Here is a 17,915-nt window from a genome sequence, read left to right as displayed (position 1 = left end):
CTGTAAGGCATCGAATCAGATTCGAGATTGCATTATTTTCTGATCCGCATGTTAAAACTTGTTGTTTTTCTAGATGACTTATCAAATTTTCATATCATGCTTATCCATCATTCTGAGCAATCTCAGCAGAAATCAGCCAACTAATCTGCTAAGATTAGCGTCGTTTTTTTTGATTTCTGCTGAGAAAGTTTGAATGTCTACACTTACCACTTTAAAAGAACTTCTTGCCAAAAGAATTTTAATTATCGATGGTGCGATGGGTACCATGATCCAGCGCCATAAACTGGAAGAAGCCGATTATCGTGGTGAGCGTTTTGCTGACTGGGCCTATGATCTCAAAGGCAATAATGATTTGCTGGTGCTGACTCAACCACAAATCATTCAAGGCATTCATGAAGCTTACTTGGAAGCTGGCGCCGATATTATTGAAACCAATACCTTTAACGGTACCCGTGTTTCAATGTCGGATTACCACATGGAAGATCTGGTTCCTGAAATTAACCGTGAAGCAGCGCGTCTGGCCAAAGAAGCCTGTGCCAAATATTCAACGCCTGAAAAACCACGCTTTGTGGCAGGTGTGATTGGTCCGACATCGCGTACCACTTCTATTTCTCCAAACGTGAATGATCCGGCGTTCCGTAACATCACTTTTGATGCACTCAAAGTTGACTATATTGAATCGACCAAGGCCTTGATCGAAGGTGGTGCAGACATCATCCTGATCGAAACTGTGTTCGATACTTTAAATGCCAAAGCTGCCATCTTTGCAGTAAAAGAAGTCTTTAAAGAATTAGGCTATGAACTGCCAATCATGATTTCAGGTACGATCACGGATGCATCAGGTCGTACATTGACTGGTCAAACTGCAGAAGCCTTCTGGAACTCAATGCGTCATGCAGAGCCGTTATCTATCGGCTTTAACTGTGCACTTGGCGCAGATGCGATGCGTCCACACGTTAAAACCGTGTCTGATGTTGCCGATACCTTTGTTTCAGCGCATCCAAACGCTGGCTTGCCAAATGCCTTCGGTGGTTATGATGAAACGCCGGAAGAAACTGCGGCCTTCATTAAAGAATTTGCAGAAAGTGGCTTAATTAATATTACCGGTGGGTGCTGTGGTACTACGCCGGATCATATCCGCGCGATTGCAAATGCTGTTGCAGGCATTACCCCTCGTCAAATTCCTGAAATTGAACCGGCTTGCCGTTTAAGCGGTTTAGAGCCATTTAACATCACCAAAGATTCACTGTTCGTGAACGTTGGTGAACGTACCAACGTCACCGGTTCAAAAAAATTCCTGCGTCTGATTCGTGAAGAAAACTTCGCCGAAGCGCTTGATGTTGCCCGTCAACAGGTTGAAGCCGGTGCACAGATCATCGACATCAACATGGATGAAGGCATGCTCGATTCGCAAGGTGCGATGGTGCATTTCCTGAATCTGATTGCTTCTGAGCCGGATATTTCACGTGTGCCAATCATGCTGGATTCTTCTAAATGGGAGATTATCGAAGCGGGCCTGAAATGTGTGCAAGGTAAAGCCGTGGTGAACTCGATTTCCCTGAAAGAAGGTCATGACGAGTTTGTCGAACGTGCCCGCCTCTGCCGTCAATATGGTGCCGCGGTCATCGTGATGGCATTTGATGAAGATGGTCAGGCCGATACAGCTGCGCGTAAAAAAGAAATCTGTAAGCGTTCATATGATGTTCTGGTGAATGAAGTAGGCTTCCCGTCTGAAGATATCATCTTTGACCCGAACGTCTTTGCGATTGCGACCGGTATTGAAGAACACAACAACTATGGCGTGGACTTTATTGAAGCGACTGGCTGGATTAAACAGAACCTGCCAAATGCGATGATTTCTGGTGGTGTGTCGAACGTATCGTTCTCGTTCCGTGGTAACGAACCGGTACGTGAAGCGATTCACTCGGTGTTCCTGTACCATGCCATTCAGCAAGGCATGACTATGGGTATTGTAAATGCCGGTCAGATGGCGATTTACGATGACATCGATAAAGAATTGAAAGAAGCGGTTGAAGATGTTGTTTTAAACCAGAACCAGGGTAAAAGCGGTCAGGAAGCAACCGAAAAACTGCTTGCTGTTGCTGAAAAATACCGTGGTCAAAGTGGTACGCAAAAAGCCGAAGAAAATCTGGAATGGCGTAATGAGTCTGTTGAAAAACGTCTTGAATATGCATTGGTAAAAGGCATCACGACTTATATCGATCAAGATACTGAAGAAGCGCGTTTAAACTCTACACGTCCACTGGATGTGATTGAAGGTCCATTGATGGCGGGTATGAACGTAGTCGGCGATCTGTTCGGTGCCGGTAAAATGTTCTTGCCACAAGTAGTCAAATCTGCACGCGTGATGAAACAGGCTGTAGCGTGGTTGAACCCGTTCATTGAAGCTGAGAAAACCCAAGCCGAAGCAAAAGGTAAAATCCTGCTGGCTACGGTGAAAGGCGACGTACACGACATCGGTAAAAACATCGTTGGCGTAGTATTAGGCTGTAATGGTTATGACATCGTGGATCTGGGCGTGATGGTACCATGTGAGAAAATTCTACAAACTGCGATTGATGAAAAAGTCGATATCATCGGTTTGTCTGGTCTGATCACGCCGTCTCTGGATGAAATGGTCTTTGTTGCCAAAGAAATGCAGCGCAAAGGCTTTAACATTCCGTTAATGATTGGTGGTGCGACGACTTCTAAAGCGCATACCGCAGTGAAAATCTCACCGCAATATCATAATGATGGCGTGCTTTACACCGCAGATGCTTCACGTGCCGTGGGTGTAGCAACGCAGTTGCTCTCTCCTGAGATGAAGCCAAAATTGCTGGCTGACTATGCAGCGGATTATGAAAAAATTCGTACCCGTCTTGCGAACAAACAACCGAAAGCGGCGAAATTGTCTTATCAAAAGTCGGTTGAAAATGGCTTCAAGATCGACTTTGACAAGAATGCACCGGTTAAACCAAACTTTATTGGTTCAGAAACATTCACCAATTATCCGCTTGAAACCTTGGTGGAATATTTTGACTGGACGCCGTTCTTTATTTCCTGGAGCCTGGCAGGTAAATTCCCGAAAATCCTTGAAGATGAAGTGGTGGGTGAAGCAGCGCGTGATTTGTTTGAACAAGCTCAAGCCATGCTCAAAGATATTATCGAGAATAAACGCTTTGATGCCCGTGCAACATTCAAGATCTATCCTGCCAACCGTGTGGCAGCAGATACAGTTGCGGTTGCAGATGAAAATGGCAACGTGACCCATACTTTTGAGCACCTTCGTCAGCAATCTGACAAGGTGACAGGTAGAGCCAACTATTCTTTGGCGGACTTTATTGCACCGAAAGATGTGGCTCAGGATTATTTGGGCGGCTTTACCGTGTCGATTTTCGGTGCCGAAGAGCTTTCACAAGAATATAAAGCCAAAGGCGATGATTATAGCGCAATTATGGTTCAGGCTTTGGGTGACCGTTTTGCTGAAGCATTTGCCGAGCATTTACATGAGCGTATTCGTAAAGAGTTCTGGGGCTACCAAGCAGATGAACAATTGTCGAATGAAGATTTGATTAAAGAGAAGTATGTGGGTATTCGTCCTGCACCTGGCTACCCTGCTTGTCCTGAGCATTCTGAAAAAGCATCATTGTTTGACTGGTTAGGTACGACAGAGAAGATGGGTACTTACCTGACTTCGAGCTTTGCGATGTGGCCACCTTCATCAGTCAGCGGTTTCTATTATGCAAACCCTGAAACTGAATACTTTAACGTAGGTAAAATCTCTGGCGACCAGTTGGAAGATTATGCGAAGCGTAAAGGCTGGACTTTGGATGAAGCGAAACGTTGGTTAGCGCCAAATCTGGATGATTCTGTGGTTTAAGAATTCTCTAGTTTCGATATAAAAAAACCCCTCGATTGAGGGGATTTTTTTGTTTTTAGATTTTTAATCTCCCTAAATCCCTCTTTAAGAAAGAGGGACTTTCGTGATCCTAGACAGTATCGTGGACAATCGATCCCTCTAAATTCTTGAAATATTTCTGTTCAAAGGCTTCTGGACTTAACCAGCCGTTTGCAGAATGCCTTCTGACCCGATTGTAATAAATCTCAATATAATCAAACAAGACCGCATTCGCCTCTTTTCGAGTCGAAAACACACTGCCATGTACCACATGACCTTTTAATGTATGAAAGAAGCTTTCAGTCACTGCATTATCCCAACAGTTTCCACGTCTAGACATACTCTGAGTACAATCATTTTTCAGTAACAGCGCTCTAAAATCACGACTACAGTACTGTGAGCCTTGGTCCGAATGAACCATAACACCAGTTGGATAACCCTGACGAGCCATTGCATAGTTAAACGTATCACACACCAACTGGCGGTCTATTCGATGGCTGGTTTGCCACCCCACGATACGACGGCTAAATAAATCTAGCATCACACATAAATACAACCAACCTTCTTTAGTGCGGATATAGGTAATGTCTGTTGTCCAGACTTTATTAGGCTGAGTAACTGTAAATTGGCGATCCAACAAGTTGGGTGCTGTAGGCAAACGATGGGTTGAATCAGTCGTATGCTTGTATTTACGCGCAATCCTGCTACGTAAACCAAGCTTTTTTAGCATCCTTCCAATAGTACGTTCGCTCATGTTGTAACCTAAATCATGCATGTCATGTACTAATGAAGGTGCACCCAATCGTGCATGATGCTGCCAATATACGGCTTTTAAGTCATTATATTTCTGTGCCGTATTGGCTTGACGTTTTCGCCAGGCATAATAGCCTGAAGTGCTGACACCTAGGTATTTACAGGCAGAAGATACGGTGACTTCATTCATATCTAGATCTTGAATTACCGTGTACTTTTCTTGGCATGATCTGTTAGAAAGTACACATGCGCTTTTTTTAAGATGTCATTGGCTTCCTTGAGCTGTTTGACTTCTTTCTCTAATTCCACGATCCGCTGTTGTTCTGGTGAAAGTTGACGTTTGCTTGAACCTGCCGGATTGGTTTCACGAATCCATTTATCTAATGTTGAATAACCCACACCTAATTTCTGGGCGATTGCAGCTACAGACTCGTGTGAGTTTGAAAGTGCATAATCAATCGCTTGCTGTTTAAATTCGGGACTAAAACGTTTAGCCATTTCTTGAATCTCCAAAGATTAAAGTTACGTTATCTTTAGAGGGACGTGCTGTCCATTATTTTGTCTAGGATCATCGCGTATCAAATGGATTACGTGACAACTCCTCCCTTTTCTAAAGGGAGGTTGGGAGGGATTAATTGATTAATAATAAAAATTAGTGGATATTGTTCAAATTCTCAAAAATTACATATACTAAAAATGAAGAATAGATGTTCGCTTTGCCACGAGGCAAAAGAATTACAAGAGAGTCATTTTATCCCAAAATTTGTTGGGAAATGGCTAAAAAAGACTAGTGCTACCGGATATCTTCGGAACATAGATAATATTAACAAAAGACAACAAGATATTATTAAGGATTACCTCTTATGTAACGATTGTGAGCTTCTTTTTTCAAGTTGGGAAAAACAATTTTCTGAAAAAATGTTCATACCGTTTTTAGACCAAAAAAATTATGTTACCGAATATAAAGATTGGTTAGCAAAATTCTGTGCATCCCTTTCATGGAGAACATTAATCTACATAAAAAATAAGAATTCTAATTTTGAAGACGAAAGCGAGTATTTTATAGATCAAATTAATCTCGCTGAACTTAACTTAAGAAATTTCCTTTTAGGTAAACAAGATAATTTGCATCAATACGAACAGCATATCTTCCCCTTATCCGAAATTAATACTCCTCCCAAATCATTAAACTTACCAAGCAATATAAACAGATATTTTCTTCGAAGTATTGGTATAGATGTCTTACAAGGAGATAATGATATATATCTATTTACTAAACTTCCTACTTTTCTAATTTTAGGAATTGTGAGTTCTAATCTCTCATCAAAAATGAGAGCAAGTCGCGTTTCATTAAAACATGGGGTTTCTAGACCATCAAATCTAGTAATGCCTGAATATTTGCTCGGGTACATGAGAAATAAAGCATTAGAAATACAAGAAAAAAGAAACACTATGTCTGATGAGCAAGAAGAGAAAGTAGAAAAAGCTGCTTTAGATAATCTCGATAAAACTGCCGATTCAAAATCTTTTGAAGCAATGATGCATGACTATAATATTTTTGGTGATGAAATATTTAAATAATCCCTCCTAACCTCCCTTTAAAAAGGGAGGAACATCACGAATCCCAAACCATCATAAAATTCGCGTGAAGTCCCTCTTTATTAAAGAGGGATTTAGGGAGATTCTTGTCGAATAAATTGATAAATCACTTCCACTACATCATCAATCTGCCCCATCACCTGCCCATTATCAAATCTCAAAACACGTAGACTCAAATGTGCCAAAGCTTCATCTCGGACTCGATCCGCTTCTAAGCCTTCATTTGTAAAGTGCTGACTGCCATCGCACTCAATCACCAAATTCATAGCAGGACAGTAAAAATCCACGATGTAATTCAAAATCGGCTTTTGCCTATAAAACTGCAAACCTAAAATTTGCTTGTTCCGCAGCCGTGACCATAACAGCTTTTCAGCATCGGTCATGTTATTGCGTAAATCCCGCGAAGCTTGTTTTAAATTTTTATTATAGGGTTTCATTATTATTCTCTTTTTTTAATCCCTCCTTGCGAAGCATTGCTTCTCACCCTTTAAACAGGGAGGAAGTGTCACAAAATTTATTTAATCACATGACAAGTCCCCCCTTTTCAAAGGAAGGAGTTACTCGAATTCTATTGCCTCATAAAAACGAAGAAAAGTCCCCCTTTGTAAAAGGGGGATTTAGGGGGGATTAGAATCGCCCCTTTTCTAACCCATCAATCTAAAATCGCTCGTTTTTACATTTTTAAGTCAGCAAATTTCAAACATTTCCATAATAATAAGACTTTAGATCTCTCCCAGAATACGTGAAGGCCCTCCTCCATGAAAAAACTCCTCAACAACCCTGAAAACCTGGTTGTCGAAATGTGCAAAGGCTTTGTCCTTGCCCATCCTGAATTACAATTTACCGAATCGCATAAAATCATTTCACGTAAAGAAAAACACAATAACGTCTCACTAATCAGTGGCGGTGGCAGTGGTCACGAACCTGCACATGCAGGCTTTGTCGGTACTGGCATGTTAGATGCTGCCGTATGTGGTGACGTATTCGCATCGCCATCTCAAATTCAGGTCTATAAAGCACTGCAACATGTCGCAACAGACAAAGGCGTGCTCATGATCATCAAGAACTATTCTGGCGATATGATGAATTTCCAGAATGGTGCTGCATTGGCTGCGGAAGATGGCATCAAGGTCGACTACGTCAAAGTGGCGGATGATATCGCAGTAAAAGACAGCCTCTATACTGTCGGTCGTCGTGGTGTTGCTGGTACCATCTTCGTGCACAAAATTGCAGGAGCAGCAGCCTCAAAAGGTTTAGAGCTTGCGGAAGTCAAAGCTGTGGCACAAAAAGCGGCAGATAACGTGATTAGCCTTGGTTTTGCCTATAGCTCATGTACCGTTCCTGCGAAAGGTACACCGACCTTTACCCTAGCCGATGATGAAATGGAATACGGCGTCGGTATCCACGGTGAACCGGGCATTCGTCGTGAAAAAATTCTGCCATCGAAAGAAATGGCACAACGTATGGTCGATGACTTATTCCTTGACCGTCCTGACATGCAAGAAGTTGCAGTTCTGGTCAACGGCTTTGGTTCAACACCAATGCAAGAACTGTATGTGTTTAACAATGATGTATGCGAACATTTGGCGCGTAAAGGTATCAAGATTTACCGCACATTCGTTGGCAACTACATGACTAGTATCGACATGAATGGTGCATCGGTTTCATTGCTTGCTGTGGATGATGAACTGAAAATCTATCTGGATGCAGAAGCCAATACCCCTGCCTTTAAGCTTGACGGCTCGCCTACTCTACCATTTGAATTTGCAGCACAAGATGCAGCAGTAAAACAAACCGCCAATACCGAAGTTGAAACCCAAGCTGAACATGCTGAAATTCAGAATGAGCAATTCACGATAGAAAATATGCGTTATGTGGTCGATGTGATGGCAGCCTGTATTATCAAAAATGAAGTGCCATTCTGCGAGCTGGATGCCCATGCAGGCGATGGTGATTTTGGTATGAGTGTTGCCAAAGGTTTTAAACAGCTGAAACGCGAATGGCAAAGCCTGATTCAAGCACAGCACATGGATGAATTCTTGCTAAACAGTTCCATGATTATTATGGAACACTGTGGCGGTGCATCAGGGCCTATTTGGGGTTCTGCTTTCCGTGCAGCAAGTAAAGCCATTCAAGGTAAAACGATATTAACTGTGGCAGATTTTGCCAACATGCTTCAAGCCACAGTCAAAGGTATTCAAGTGACAGGTGAGCGTTCATTTGGTCGTGGTGCTGTGGTCGGTGATAAAACCCTGATTGATGCACTTGCACCTTGCGCAGACTCTTGGTCAGCCAATACCGACAAGACGTTTAAAGAAAACTTTGTCTTGGGTGCAGAGGCTGCGGTAAAAGGTGCAGAATCTACCAAAGACATCGTAGCGCGTATGGGCCGTGCCGGTACAGTCGGTGATCGTAGCTTAGGTTATCCAGATGCTGGTGCACATGGCTTAGGCGTGATCTTTACGGACATTGCCGAGCATATTAAATAAACTTTTCAAGATTTGAAAAGAGCCTCGACACTGTTCGGGGCTTTTTTATATTTCATTTCCTCTACTGAGTAAGTTTAAAAGCACAAATAATGAAAGGCATACTCATCCCTATAAGTATGGCTTAACTAAACTTCTCTAAATAGCGCTCTAACTCTTCTGTCACCACTACCCGCTTATTGCCTTTCACCTGTTCCTCACCCAATACGCCTTCTGAGTCAATGACCACCACTTTGTGCCCATTCGCTTGTAAACGTTTGACACCTTCAAATAACATGCGTGCACCCACATCATGAATCAGAGTCAAATTGGTCAGGTCTATGACTATACGTGTTTGAGCGTCTGGCTCATCCTGCAAAATCCGTAGCAACATTTCGGATTCTGTAAATTGCAATACACCGCGCAGCTCATACACGACAATGTCATTGTTCTTACCTACAGTATAACGACTTTGCAAAATGGTCTGTGCCGATGGCGTCCCTTCCATCAGATGCAAGCCCATGTCACGCGACAAACGCTCGAAGATATCCACACCACGTACACTATGCCCATGCTCATCAATTTTAGGAGAAAAAACCACAATTCCTACCTGCCCAGGCAATACCCCGATAATTCCCCCAGATACACCACTTTTGGCAGGAATGCCCACCGTCGTCAGCCAGTCACCCGCCGCATCATACATGCCACAGGTCATCATCACACTGAGCACTTGGCGCACCACATCACGCTCTAACAACTGTTTGCCAGTTTTGGCCTGAACACCGCCATTGGCGAGCACACTGCAGATATTTGCCAGATCTTTGACCGTCACTTTAATCGCACATTGCTTGATATATCCATTTACGATTTCCACAGGATCCGAATCCAGCACACCTACAGTTCGCAGCATGTAACCAATCGACAGGTTCCGGAATGCAGTTTTGACTTCAGACTTATACACCTGCTTGTCGAATTCCAGTTGACGGCCTGCTAGTTCACTTAAAAAACGGCGCAAGCATTCCGCACGTGAAATGCCTTTTTGTACCGGAATCAAAGAATGCGTGGTGATCGCACCCGAGTTAATCATTGGATTTTTCGGAAGATTGGTTTCTTTATCCAGTGAAATCTGATTAAAGGCCTCCCCTGAAGGTTCAACGCCCACCTTTTCCAGCACAGCGCTGATACCCAAATGCTGCAATGCCAGTGCATAAGCAAAAGGCTTGGACATCGACTGCATGGTAAATTCGGTTTCATCATCTCCCGTGGAATAAATCGTGCCATCCACCGTAGTCAGCGCCAAAGCGAACTTATTTGGATCTACCGCTGCCAGTTCAGGGATATAGTCAGCCAAAGCGCCCTGATCATTATCATGACAGACCGTTAATACATGCTGGAGATAATCGGGCACCGGGGTTTTCATTCAGATAGATCCTTTATATTTTTATCCTGTTTTCCACCTTAAGTTTTAAGGATAAAACTACAAGTCCAAATTGGTAGCATTTTATAAATACGTCCATCGATTTGGACTAAAACGAATGTCTTTTCAGCTCAATGATCATCAGGTGTGAGAGGCATTTTGATATTATTTTTTTGATTTTTATAAAATATCAAGCAGTTCTATAGGCCATTTCGATCAGTTTGATTGTCAATTTTATTTATATTTTTCATCGCAATAAATGATATTATTCACACACCTGCTCACATTATAATCTAACATGCTGATCCCGGATTTGAATTTTTACAGTCTACTCGTGCCCAGCATCATGTCGAGCCTGGGGATCATCACGCTGAGTATTTCCGATTATAAAGGCTTACCTAATTATTTAAGATCTTATGCTTATGCACTGATTCTGATTGGCGTGACGATATTACTCAATACCGTTTTATCGGCATCAGTTTTGGTGGAAATATCCAGTTTCATTGCTGCTCTTTATTTTTTGTCCTGTACCTTTCACAGCAAAGCCATTTATGAGCGTTTAAAAATCGACTATGAATGGCCGAACTATATTTACCTGATTGCCTTGGGTGCGTTTGGCATTTACTACTTTACCCACGTGACTGCTGACCAGACTGCCCGTTTGCTGATTATTGGTAGCATTACTGCGGCAATTTATTTGCACCGCCCGCTTGCCTTTATTCGAACGAGCACACGCTTACGTATCGACAGTTACCTGAAAATTTTTACCTTCGCGACCACGTTCATCATCATGGGACGTGCTTTGCTGTTCTCTGTTTTGCTTGAGGATCAGGGGTTTGTCGCCCATTACGAACCCGCATGGGCATTTACACAGCTGCTCCTGATTGATCTGATCTTTTTAGGTTTATTCATTGGCTGTGCAATTTTGGATCTGGTGCGAAAGTTGCAACGGGAGCGCCATCACGACCCGCTGACCGGATTATTAAACCGCCGTGGCTTTGAAGCTTATATTCAAAAAATAGATCCTAATCCTGCCTTACAGCATGCAGTTTTGATGGCAGATTTAGATCATTTCAAAGCAGTTAATGATCGTTATGGACATCAGGTCGGTGATCTGGTTTTACAACATATCAGTCAGATATTTAAAGCCAATATTCGGGACAAAGACCAAGTGTCACGTATTGGTGGTGAAGAGTTTCTGCTCGTCTTGCATGACATTCAAAAAGATGCCGCCTTTAAAATTGCTGAACGGATCCGGTTGCAGCTTAAAGAAACCCCATTACATCATGAACAGCAGCATATTTATTTAACCATCAGTATCGGAGTCAGCTTCTTCAATCATCCTAATCAGATTAAAGAAGCCACTTTAGCGCCTAATCATGCCATGTATCAGGCCAAACAGATGGGCCGTAATCAGGTTCAATTCGCTCAAGAGAAAATTGCCTGAATTTGATCAGGCTTTAAATTATTTGACCTTGGTTTTGCGAATCATTTTGTATAGCACCTTGGGTGAAATACGTGAAACCAGCACGCCAAGTTTTTCTTTCTTGCCACCAATCACGATATATTCTTCGCCACACTGCAAGGCTTGTACGCTTTGACGGGCAAAATCTTCTGCCGACAGACCATTTTCAATCGCTTCATCTTGCTTGGCTTGCGGTTTGCCTTCCCCATTTAAAGCATTAAGCGAGACATTGGTTTGAACAAAGCCCGGGAAAATCACCGAGACATGCACACCCTGATCTGCGACTTCAGCACGCAAGCTGTTGGCCCACATATGAATCGCTGCTTTGGCTGCGGAATAGGAAGCGCGATACTGGGTGCCGAGCAAACCTGCCACACTGGAAATAAACACGATACGACCAGATTTTTGTGCCAGAAAGGTCGATAATACCATTTTGGTGAGAAACACCTGAGAGAAGTAATCGACTTCCATAATGGCACGTTCAGTCTGCATGGTGGTGTCCTGAATCAAAGCACGTTGACTCAGCCCAGCATTATTAATCAGCCAGTCGATCCGGCCTTTTTGTTGCAAAACCTGTTCATAAGCATGACGAACCTGACTTTCATCTGTGATATCGGCAATGACTGAAATATGCTGATCTGCATTGGTGAGACTTTGGCGAACATTTTCCAGTTCTGCATGCCGGCGTGCAGTCAGTACCACCTGGGCTCCGAGTTCAGCACATTGCTGGGCAATCGCCTTGCCAATCCCTGAAGATGCGCCGGTAATCCAGACCACTTTTCCATTTAAGTCTTCAACTTTCGCCATGAAATCCTCTTTCCCTTGTTTTAATGAATATGGTGCTGCATTTCATCTTCCAGAAATGCCAGCAAATGCTCAAAATAATAACTCATCGTATCGGCATCATAGATGCTACCGAGCTTGTCAAAACGTTTATAGCCTAACTGGGTGGTTAAATGAATCACCCCATTCAAGGTTTTATCTACCAGCACATTAAATTTCAATATTTTTTTCGGTTCACGGATTAAATGCGTCACCCCTTGATCGACCACCTGGGTAAAGGCTTTTAAAGCGGGTGATACATATTGATGATTACCATTTTTCATCTGATCAATACAACCGAGCAACTCCATCACCAGTAATTTTTCCACCGGATATCGGACGAAGGCATCGCCTTGATGCTCATAGGTCATGCGATGCAAATAGTTCACCATAGGCATCAGCCGCTCATTGCCAAACAATGAAACCGACCACGGCATATATTTACGGGTGTTATGCATAATCTGCTGAATCACTTTTTCGGACTCGCTGTCCGGTGAATTGGCCAACTGCACCACCTGACCAAAAATCTGGTCAATAATTTCACAGGCCATATCGGCCAGATTTTCACCTAAGGGTCTGGCAAGACTGTCTCGCTCGCCGGCATTTAATCTGGAATGAAGGTCTTTAAAGCGCTGATGGGTTTCGGGTTGAAGCTTCAGGGAAATGTTATAGCTCATCTTATTATCCTTTTTGATATGCTGCGATGAGTCGCGTTTTTTTATCAATCTATCATACGATGAGTTGCTATACATGCCAATTGGCTAAAGTTTGCATTTGGTTAAGCTGCCGCATGCACTATTTTTTTTGCTACAATAGATCCAATTTTTCATTCACTTTTGATCTGTTTAGACTATGACTGACTCAGCGCAAAATATCGCGACAACCTACGATCCGACCGAGATCGAGAAAAAATGGTACCAAACTTGGGAAGAGCGTGGCTACTTTAAGCCGTCTGAAAAAGGCGAATCTTTCTGTATCATGATTCCGCCACCAAACGTCACGGGTAGCCTGCACATGGGTCATGGTTTTAACAATGCCATCATGGATGCCTTAACCCGTTTTAACCGTATGTCTGGTAAAAATACGCTTTGGCAACCGGGTACTGACCACGCAGGTATTGCAACACAAATGGTTGTAGAGCGTCAGTTGGGTGCACAAGGGGTTAGCCGTCACGACTTGGGTCGTGAAAAGTTCATCGAAAAAGTATGGGAATGGAAAGAACAATCTGGCGGCAACATTACCCGTCAAATTCGTCGTCTAGGCTCATCTGTAGACTGGTCACGTGAACGCTTCACGATGGATGATGGTTTATCAAACGCAGTAAAAGAAGTGTTTGTAAAACTTCACGAAGAAGGCCTGATCTACCGCGGCAAACGTCTGGTGAACTGGGATCCAAAACTGCAAACTGCCCTTTCTGACCTGGAAGTTGAGTCTGATAAAGAAGAAGCAGGTTCACTCTGGCACTTCAAATACTTCTTTGAAGACAAATCATTGCGCACGCATGATGGTAAAGATCACATCGTAGTAGCTACAACACGTCCTGAAACATTGTTAGGTGATACCGCGGTTGCTGTTGCGCTCGATGATGAACGCTATGCGGACTTAGTGGGTAAAAACATCATCCTGCCAATCACTGGTCGTGCAGTTCCAATCGTTAAAGACGAATATGTAGACAAAGAATTTGGTACAGGCTGTGTAAAAATCACCCCTGCACACGACTTCAATGACTATGAAGTGGGTAAACGTTGCGAATTGCCAATCATCAACATCTTCAACAAAAATGCTGAAGTTCTTGCTGAATTTGAATACATCGCAAAAGCGGGCGAACAGATTTCTAAAACCATTCCTGCGCCTGCAGATTACATTGGTTTAGAACGTTTTGAGGCACGTAAGAAGATCGTTGAACAGGCTGAAGCTGAAGGCTGGTTAGACCAGATTCAACCTTATACATTAAAACCACCTCGCGGTGACCGTTCAGGCGTGATCGTTGAGCCATTACTGACTGACCAATGGTATGTAAAAATTGCGCCACTTGCGAAACCTGCGATTGAAGCGGTGCAGGATGGTCGCATTAAGTTTGTGCCTGAACAGTACAACAACATGTACATGGCGTGGATGAACAACATTCAAGACTGGTGTATCTCGCGTCAATTGTGGTGGGGTCACCGTATCCCTGCTTGGTACGATGCGGAAGGCAATGTATATGTTGGCCGTGATGAAGCTGAAGTTCGGGCGAAAAACAACATCCCTGCCGATGTTCAATTAAACCAAGACGAAGACGTATTGGATACATGGTTCTCTTCAGGTCTTTGGACATTCTCAACCTTAGGTTGGACTGGCGACGAAGCGAAAGACAAAGCCAACTACTTCTTAAATACCTTCCACCCGACTGATGTGCTTGTCACTGGTTTTGACATCATCTTCTTCTGGGTTGCCCGCATGATCATGCTGACCATGCACTTCATGAAGAATGAAGATGGTACGCCACAAGTGCCATTTAAAACTGTGTACGTTCACGGTTTGGTACGTGATGGCGAAGGTCAGAAGATGTCTAAATCTAAAGGTAACGTGCTTGACCCATTAGACTTGATTGACGGTGTGGAGCTTGAAACACTGGTACAAAAACGTACCACGGGTTTGATGAACCCGAAACAGGCAGCGAAGATTGAAAAATCAACGCGTAAAGAATTCCCTGAAGGTATTCAATCTTACGGTACGGATGCAGTTCGTTTCACATTCTGCGCGCTTGCAAACACCGGTCGTGACATTAAGTTCGATATGAAACGTGTTGAAGGTTACCGTAACTTTGCCAACAAAATCTGGAACGCAACGCGTTTCGTGATGATGAATGTCGAAGGTCAAACGGTTGGTCAAACGGCTCGTCCTGATCTTTGGGAATTGCCTGAACAGTGGATCGTCAGCCGTCTACAAAAAGCGACTGCTGCGGTACAAACTGCATTTGCAACCTATCGTTTAGACCTGGCTGCGCAAGCGATTTACGAATTCATCTGGAATGAATACTGTGACTGGTATGTCGAACTGACTAAGCCTGTTCTGAATGATGAAAACGTATCTGAAGAGCGTAAAGCTGAAGTTCGCCGTGTATTGCTTGCGGTGATGGAAGCATCTTTACGTCTTGCTCATCCGTTAATGCCTTACTTGACTGAAGAAATTTGGCAAACGCTTGCACCTAAACTTGGCATCGCTGGCGAAACCATCATGCTTGCGCAGTACCCGACTGCGGATGAGTCATTGATGAATGACCAGGCTGAAGCAGATATGCAATGGCTTCAAGGTTTGATTGGTGCGGTTCGTAACATCCGTGGTGAGATGGGTCTAGGTAATGCACGTTTATTGCCTGTTCTTCTTCAAAACACGACTGAAGCTGAAAAAGCGCAGATCACTCGTATTGAAGCATTATTTAAAGCATTGGCAAAAGTTGAAAGCATCACCTTCCTTGCTGATGGCGAACAACCACCATTGTCATCGTCTTCTGTCGTTGGTCACGTATCTGTATACGTTCCAATGAAGGGCTTAATTGACCCTAAAGCGGAATTGGGTCGTCTACAAAAAGACTTGGACAAGGCTCAAAAGCAACATGATCAAATTGCCACTAAACTTGGTAATGAAGGTTTTGTGGCGAAAGCACCTGCGGCTGTAGTTGAAGGCGAGAAAGTAAAACTTGCTGAGTTTGCTGATCAATTAGCGAAGATTAAAGCGAATATGGAGCAGATTGCGGCGCTTTAATGTGTTGTTAGTTTGATCTAATTTGTAGTATAAAGGGCTGATTATTCAGCCCTTTATTTTTATTATGAACAAAATCAGTTTCTTATATTATCAGAGTAAAAAAATTGAGTTAAAAGAAAGAAATTTAATAATTACAGGTAAAAATGGATCTGGAAAGACTCGTTTTCTAAGACAATTAGAAGATAATCTAATAAATAATCGATATTCTGAATATCAAGATTTAGAGCGTGAAAATCTACTTAAAGATATTAAATATGGTATAGACAACTTTCCTAAGTCACTAGACTTAAAGAATAATGAAATCAAGATTTATTATGATTTAAAAAATCATAATTTCAATGAACATGAATTTCGAAAAAATTTATCTCAACTTTACAAGATTCTTTTACAAAAAGTTGAGGTATTCAGAAAGAATGCTAAGAGTTATATAATTAATACAAATGAAGATTTAAAAAAATCACATAGAGAGGAAATCAACCCAAATAAGATAAGTGAAGAATACTATTATTATAATAATCCTGAATATGTCATAGAGTTTATAAACCGTCTTACAATCTCAATTGATCAGTACTATAAGGTATCTGAACTATTTAAAATTTCACCTAATAATTTTAGTAAAGATCAAGTCTTTGTTTTTGATGCATCTAGAGTAAAAAATGATAGACGGCAGAGTAAAACTTGAAGTGCGACATAAACCACCTAATTAATTTAAAGGGTTTATGGAGTATATAAAATTGTCATACCATCATCTTAACTTTGAAGATCGTACTGCATTAATGCTTGAGTCAAGAAAAGAAGGCTTTTCAGCCAGAAAATTTGCTGAACTCATTAAAAGACATCCTAGTACGATCTATCGTGAGCTTAAAAGAAATAGCATCAATGACGTTTATCAAGCTCAATATGCTTCTGATAACACCTTCGCTAGACGTAGACGTGGTCACAGAAAACTCAAAATCGATTCAATCCTCTGGAAATTTATTGTTGAAGCGATCCGTTGTTTATGGTCTCCTCAGCAAATAGCAAAGCGTTTAAAGACATTTCCTGATTTGGATCAAACAATGAATGTAAGCCATACAACGATTTATTCAACGATACGAGCATTACCAAAGGGTGAGTTGAAAAAAGACTTATTATCCTGTCTGCGTCATGAAAATAAAAAGCGAAAAGCTAACGGTGAACCTAAAAAAGATTCTATATTACAGGATATTAAAACTATTCATGAGCGCCCAGCCGAAGTTCAAGAAAGAAAAATACCGGGTCATTGGGAAGCTGATTTAATTAAAGGTAAAGACAATAAAAGTTCGATAGCAACACTTATTGAACGAAATACACGGCTCTGTATCTTGGCAACATTACCTGATGCAAAGGCAGAATCAGTGCGCAAGGCTTTAACTGAAGCTCTGAAATATTTACCTGCAGAACTGCGTAAAACGTTGACCTATGACCGTGGACGCGAGATGGCAGAACATAAAATACTTGAAGAAGATTTAGGCATAGATGTATATTTCTGTGACCCACATTCACCCTGGCAAAAAGGCACATGCGAAAATATGAATGGTTTAATTAGGCAATATTTACCTAAAGGGATTGATTTAAATCAGGCAGATCAGCATTATTTAAATCAAGTTGCCATGTCACTGAATACTCGTCCTAGAAAAGCGTTAGATTGGCTTACACCATTAGAGAAATTTGCTCAGCTTGTTGATTATCATAAGACTTTTCAAACTGTCGCACCTCATGTTTGAATTC

Annotated in this window: 11 protein-coding genes and 1 pseudogene; 7 read left to right on the top strand and 5 right to left on the bottom strand. The window is 42.2% G+C overall.

Features of this window, described 5'->3' with window-relative positions:
• The first annotated feature begins 193 nt into the window (after nt 1-193).
• Nucleotides 194-3,880: a methionine synthase gene (gene metH, locus I6L24_RS08000; RefSeq protein ID WP_004730314.1), complete on the top strand. Its 3,687-nt coding sequence runs from the start codon at nt 194-196 to the stop codon at nt 3,878-3,880.
• 109 nt (nt 3,881-3,989) lie between these two features.
• On the opposite strand, the gene I6L24_RS07995 is transcribed toward metH, so the two are convergent.
• Nucleotides 3,990-5,149, bottom strand: a protein-coding gene (locus tag I6L24_RS07995) for an IS3 family transposase (protein ID WP_117276768.1) whose coding sequence is annotated in 2 segments (ribosomal slippage) — nt 3,990-4,915 and nt 4,915-5,149 — 1,161 coding nt in all. Because the reading frame shifts where the segments join, the coding sequence is not laid out codon by codon here.
• A 198-nt stretch (nt 5,150-5,347) separates the two neighbouring features.
• On the opposite strand from I6L24_RS07995, the gene I6L24_RS07990 reads away from it, so the two are divergent.
• Entirely contained in the window at nt 5,348-6,232 is an 885-nt protein-coding gene (locus I6L24_RS07990) for a hypothetical protein (RefSeq protein ID WP_004730316.1), read from the top strand.
• Between the two features lie 92 nt (nt 6,233-6,324).
• On the opposite strand, the gene I6L24_RS07985 is transcribed toward I6L24_RS07990, so the two are convergent.
• A complete protein-coding gene (locus tag I6L24_RS07985; RefSeq protein WP_004730319.1) occupies nt 6,325-6,687 on the bottom strand; it encodes an endonuclease domain-containing protein in 363 nt (120 codons plus the stop codon).
• Between the two features lie 321 nt (nt 6,688-7,008).
• On the opposite strand from I6L24_RS07985, the gene dhaK reads away from it, so the two are divergent.
• Nucleotides 7,009-8,739 carry a dihydroxyacetone kinase subunit DhaK gene (dhaK, locus tag I6L24_RS07980; protein WP_004730321.1) on the top strand — a complete coding sequence of 577 codons (1,731 nt, stop codon included), beginning with the start codon at nt 7,009-7,011 and terminating at the stop codon, nt 8,737-8,739.
• Between the two features lie 121 nt (nt 8,740-8,860).
• Here dhaK and I6L24_RS07975 read toward each other — a convergent pair whose 3' ends face one another.
• Nucleotides 8,861-10,135, bottom strand: coding sequence for a glutaminase (locus I6L24_RS07975; protein WP_004730323.1), 1,275 nt, complete (start codon nt 10,133-10,135; stop codon nt 8,861-8,863).
• Nucleotides 10,136-10,466: 331 nt separating this feature from the next.
• On the opposite strand from I6L24_RS07975, the gene I6L24_RS07970 reads away from it, so the two are divergent.
• Complete coding sequence (locus I6L24_RS07970; RefSeq protein WP_228733308.1) at nt 10,467-11,579, top strand: GGDEF domain-containing protein; 1,113 nt, start codon at nt 10,467-10,469, stop codon at nt 11,577-11,579.
• Nucleotides 11,580-11,597: 18 nt separating this feature from the next.
• On the opposite strand, the gene I6L24_RS07965 is transcribed toward I6L24_RS07970, so the two are convergent.
• Nucleotides 11,598-12,404, bottom strand: coding sequence for an SDR family oxidoreductase (locus tag I6L24_RS07965; RefSeq protein ID WP_004730327.1), 807 nt, complete (start codon nt 12,402-12,404; stop codon nt 11,598-11,600).
• Nucleotides 12,405-12,424: 20 nt separating this feature from the next.
• Nucleotides 12,425-13,096: a hypothetical protein gene (locus I6L24_RS07960; protein ID WP_004730329.1), complete on the bottom strand. Its 672-nt coding sequence runs from the start codon at nt 13,094-13,096 to the stop codon at nt 12,425-12,427.
• Nucleotides 13,097-13,271: 175 nt separating this feature from the next.
• Here I6L24_RS07960 and I6L24_RS07955 point away from each other — a divergent pair, with 175 nt between their 5' ends.
• The 3 genes and pseudogenes from I6L24_RS07955 to I6L24_RS07945 all read left to right on the top strand — a co-directional run bounded on the left by I6L24_RS07955 (nt 13,272) and on the right by I6L24_RS07945 (nt 17,911).
• Entirely contained in the window at nt 13,272-16,166 is a 2,895-nt protein-coding gene (locus tag I6L24_RS07955) for a valine--tRNA ligase (RefSeq protein WP_216985890.1), read from the top strand.
• Nucleotides 16,167-16,230: 64 nt separating this feature from the next.
• A pseudogene (locus I6L24_RS07950) lies at nt 16,231-16,830 on the top strand (AAA family ATPase); the annotation flags it as partial.
• 55 nt (nt 16,831-16,885) lie between these two features.
• On the top strand, nt 16,886-17,911 hold the full coding sequence (locus I6L24_RS07945) for an IS30-like element ISAba125 family transposase (protein ID WP_005100823.1): 1,026 nt from the start codon (nt 16,886-16,888) through the stop codon (nt 17,909-17,911).
• The last annotated feature ends 4 nt before the right edge of the window (nt 17,912-17,915 follow it).

This window comes from Acinetobacter lwoffii, from assembly GCF_019048525.1.
Taxonomy (GTDB): domain Bacteria; phylum Pseudomonadota; class Gammaproteobacteria; order Pseudomonadales; family Moraxellaceae; genus Acinetobacter; species Acinetobacter lwoffii_K.
This window is presented reverse-complemented; position numbering and strand designations above follow the sequence as displayed.